A 3,585-nucleotide genomic window follows, 5' to 3' on the forward strand; every position below is an offset into this window, starting at 1 on the left:
CGGCGACGGCACGCGCATCCCCGCCGACATCGTGGTGGACGCGACGGGGCGCCGCGCGCTGTCGCGCACGTGGCTGCGCAACGCCGGCCTGCCGGTCGCCCCAGACCGCACGAGTCCGTCCGGGCTCACCGGTTACACCCGCTTCTACCAGCGCAAGACCGGCACCCTGCCGGGGCCGGTCAACCGCGGCAACGCCGTCGGCGACATCTTCGGCCACTACGCCGGAGTCCTGCACCCGGGCGACAACGACGTCTTCTCCATCGCCCTGGCCACCCTGCCCGGAGACCGTGCGCTGCACGGCCTGCGCAGCCGGGCGGGGTTCACCGCGGCGGCGCGCGCCACCCCGGGTCTCGCCGCCTGGCTGGAGAACAGCGCCAGCGCGCCGATCTCGCCCGTCCGCGTGATCACCAGTCCGCCCAACACCCTGTGGGGCACGGCGAGCACCCGGCAGGTTCCGGTCGCCGGGCTGTTCCCGGTGGGCGACGCGGCCTGCATCACCAACCCGCTGTTCGGCCGCGGCATGTCGCTCGCCCTTGAGCACGCCTTCCGGCTCGCGGATCTGCTCGACGGGCGGCCGGACGTCGACATCGCGCAGCGCGAGGCCGTGGCCCGGATGACGCAGCAGCTGTTCCTCCCCTGGTACGAGCAGTCCGCCGCGTCCGACCGGCTGCGCATCGCCCGCTGGCGGGCCGCCGTGGACGGCGCGCCCGCCCCCGTGCCGGTCCGTTCGCAGGACGGCCCGCCCGGCTTCGACGACATCGCGGCCGCGGCGCGCAGCGACGGCACGGTGTGGCGAGGGCTGACCCGCATCCTCATGTCGCTCAGCACCCCCGAGGAGGTGCTCGGCGACGAGAGGTTCGTCGCCCGCGTCCGGCAGGCGGGACCGCCCGCCGAGGCACGGCCCGGGGGACCCGGCAGGGACGAGCTCGTCCACAAGGTCATGGCGGCCGAGGGGGCTCTCGTATGACGGCCCTCTCCCTGGAGCAGCCGCGTCCGCACCCGACGGCCTCATCCTCGGGCCGCCGCCGCGTCCTGCTCGCGCCGATCACCGTCACCCCGTCCAAGCCGCTGACCCCCAGCCATCTCAAGGGGCTCCTGTGGACGGACGTGATGTACCGGGCCACCCGGCCGCTGGCCGACGTCACCCTCCGCTACAGCCACACCACCTACCACCCCACCGAACAGACCCTGGGGTTCTGGGAGTTCCTCGACCGCACCCACGCCGACACCGACTACGCCGACCTCGCCGAGGACGGCATCGGCGAACTGTACGTCGACTTCCGCGCGGCGCCCCGCGCTTCGGCCCAGGCCCTGCGGCCCTACGCCGAAGCGGTCGAGCACGGCTGGGTGCACCCCGCGGGCACCCGCGTCCTGCGGCTGTGGAGCGAGCACTACGCCGCGCTCGGCCTGCACGACCCCGGCCTGCTGCGCCACCAGCCGCCCGGTCTCACCCTCGACGCCGCCCTGAACCGCCTGGCCGACCTCGGCATGTGCCTGGACCAGCGCGAGGTCGGCGGGCCCGTCTACCTGGACCTCACCCGCTTCGGGCTGCCGCTGCGGCAGCTGGTCACGGCCGACGGGCGCGCCAACTACCTGGCCTGCGCGCTGCGCGAACTCCTGCCCATGGCACCGGACTTCGACGAGGTGGTGCTGCTCTACGACAGCGAGCTCGACCCCGACTACCAGCAGCTGGAGCGGGTGCTCACGGCGCTGGGCCCCAGTGTGCGGCGGGTGAGCCTGGGCCGGGTGCCCATCGACGGGCAGATCCGCTCGGCGCGCCAGGGCGGCTGGCGCGACGTGCACGCGGGCGCGCTCCTGCGGTCCGTGCGCGGCGAGCACGACCCGGCGGCCGTCCGTCTGGGCATGCGGCTGTACTTCATCGCCATGCTCGGGCCCGGCCGGCAGCAGTCCTTCCGCGCCGACCTGCTGCGCCAGAGCATCAAGCGGGCCGGGCAGCTCCTCGCGTCGGCCCAGCACGATGCGCCGCGACCGCTCGACGAGCATCTCGCGCGACACCGCAAGGACCACCTGTACGTCGATCCGTACCGGCTGACCTCCGGCCTGCTCGGCAAGCGCCGTGCCGCACCCGCATCGGACCTCCTGACGGCGGTGTTCTCATGACCTTGACCCAGCAGGGCCTGCGCGAGCGGGCCGCCGCACGCATCCGTGCCGCACGGCCCGACCTCGCGGCCCGGCACGACCTGGACAGCTACGACGGTCTCGTGGCGGCCCAGCACGACATCGCGGCCGAGGACGCCGACACGGGCGCCCTGGCCGCCGTGGTGCTGCGCAGCTTCGACCTCGCCCAATGGGCCCGCGAAACCTGCGTGTTCGCCCTGGGTGTGGGCCCTGAGCGGGCCTCCGCCTGGCGCACCTCGTTCACCCGCACCGTGTTCCTCGCGGGCAACCCCGCGCACCTGCGCGACCGGTTCGCCTTCGCGCACCTCGCCCCCGACCTCTCGGCGGCGTGGGCCGCGCCGGGGCCCGCCGCGGAGACGGCCGGGCTGCGCCGGCTCCTGAAACTCTTCGACGGCCCGGCCGCCCTGCCGGACCGCCCGGACACCGTCATCGAGATCCCCGGCGAGCCCCCGGCGGGCAGCCGCGACGGCGTGTGCCGCGAGCTGCATGTCGCCACCGCCGACTGCACCGTCTCCGAGGCCCTCGTCCACGTCAATCACGTGCTCGTCGAGGCGGTCCTTGACGGTGTCATCGCACCCGGCGACCGCCTGACGCTGCGCCAGTTGCCGCACATCTCCTGGGGGCAGGCGCACCTGGCCCGCGTGCGCGCCGTCGCCGACCACCAGCTCCCCGGCCGGCTGAAGGCCGCCGCCGGACTCACCGAGGAGGCACTCCTTGCCTGAAGCGACCGCGACCGCGACCGCACCCCCGATCCCGGCCCCGACCCCGATCCCGGCCCCGACCACCACCGACACCCGGGCCATCCGGTTCGGCTATCACGGCTCCGCCGCGGTGGCGTCCCACATCATCGGTCTTGCCGGCTGGGACGAGGCCGCCGTGCGGCTGAGCGAGTACGACGTCGCCGACCCGTTCAGCGGCGTACGAGCGGACGAACTGGACCTGATCATCGTCAAGTTCGGCCTCAGGGAGCACGACCTGGTCACCAGCCGGGTGCTCACCGAGGACGCCCGCGCGGTCGTCGTCGGCGCGGGACACCCGCTCGCCGCCCGCGATTCGGTCTCCGTCGAGGAACTCGCCGACCACGACACCTTCGCCCGGCCCGGCACCTTCCCCGAGTACGTGTGGGACGAGGTCGTGCCGCCGCGTACCCCTGCAGGACGGCCCATCCGCCGCAACCGCCTGGTCACCGCCATCCCCGAGATGATGGGCCTGGTGGCCAAGGGCGAGGCGGTGCACATCTCGCTCCTGTCGCTCGCCGACATCGCGCCGCCGAGCATCCGTGTGGTGCCCATTCACGACCTGCCGCCCGCCCCGGTGACCGTGGCCTGGCGCCGTGGCCGTGAACTTCCCGAGCACATACGGGAGTTCATCACCACAGCGGAAGCGGAGGCCTCCCGATGACCACCCCGGTGACCCCGGTGCCCATGGTGCTGCTGCACGCCCTTT

The 3,585-nt window shown here is 74.0% G+C and carries 4 protein-coding genes; all 4 read left to right on the plus strand.

Features of this window, described 5'->3' with window-relative positions:
* Positions 1-967 (plus strand): NAD(P)/FAD-dependent oxidoreductase (locus ACZ5CR_RS43470; RefSeq protein ID WP_468868716.1); only part of this gene is annotated, 967 nt, incomplete at its 5' end.
* Complete coding sequence (locus ACZ5CR_RS43475) at positions 964-2,121, plus strand: hypothetical protein (RefSeq protein ID WP_468868718.1); 1,158 nt, start codon at positions 964-966, stop codon at positions 2,119-2,121. The genes ACZ5CR_RS43470 and ACZ5CR_RS43475, both read left to right, overlap by 4 nt.
* Positions 2,118-2,861, plus strand: coding sequence for a DUF6182 family protein (locus ACZ5CR_RS43480; protein WP_468868722.1), 744 nt, complete (start codon positions 2,118-2,120; stop codon positions 2,859-2,861). The genes ACZ5CR_RS43475 and ACZ5CR_RS43480 overlap by 4 nt, the downstream gene beginning before the upstream one ends.
* Entirely contained in the window at positions 2,854-3,540 is a 687-nt protein-coding gene (locus ACZ5CR_RS43485) for a LysR substrate-binding domain-containing protein (RefSeq protein WP_468868726.1), read from the plus strand. Before ACZ5CR_RS43480 ends, ACZ5CR_RS43485 begins: the two co-directional genes overlap by 8 nt.
* Positions 3,541-3,585: the final 45 nt, after the last annotated feature.

The sequence above is a fragment of the Streptomyces sp. NPDC031274 genome (assembly GCF_055570235.1).

Bases quoted from the DNA above. Each gene is read 5' to 3' on its own strand.
- ACZ5CR_RS43475 (WP_468868718.1), top strand. From the start codon at position 964: ATGACGGCCCTCTCCCTGGAGCAGCCGCGTCCGCACCCGACGGCCTCA.
- ACZ5CR_RS43480 (WP_468868722.1), top strand. From the start codon at position 2,118: ATGACCTTGACCCAGCAGGGCCTGCGCGAGCGGGCCGCCGCACGCATC.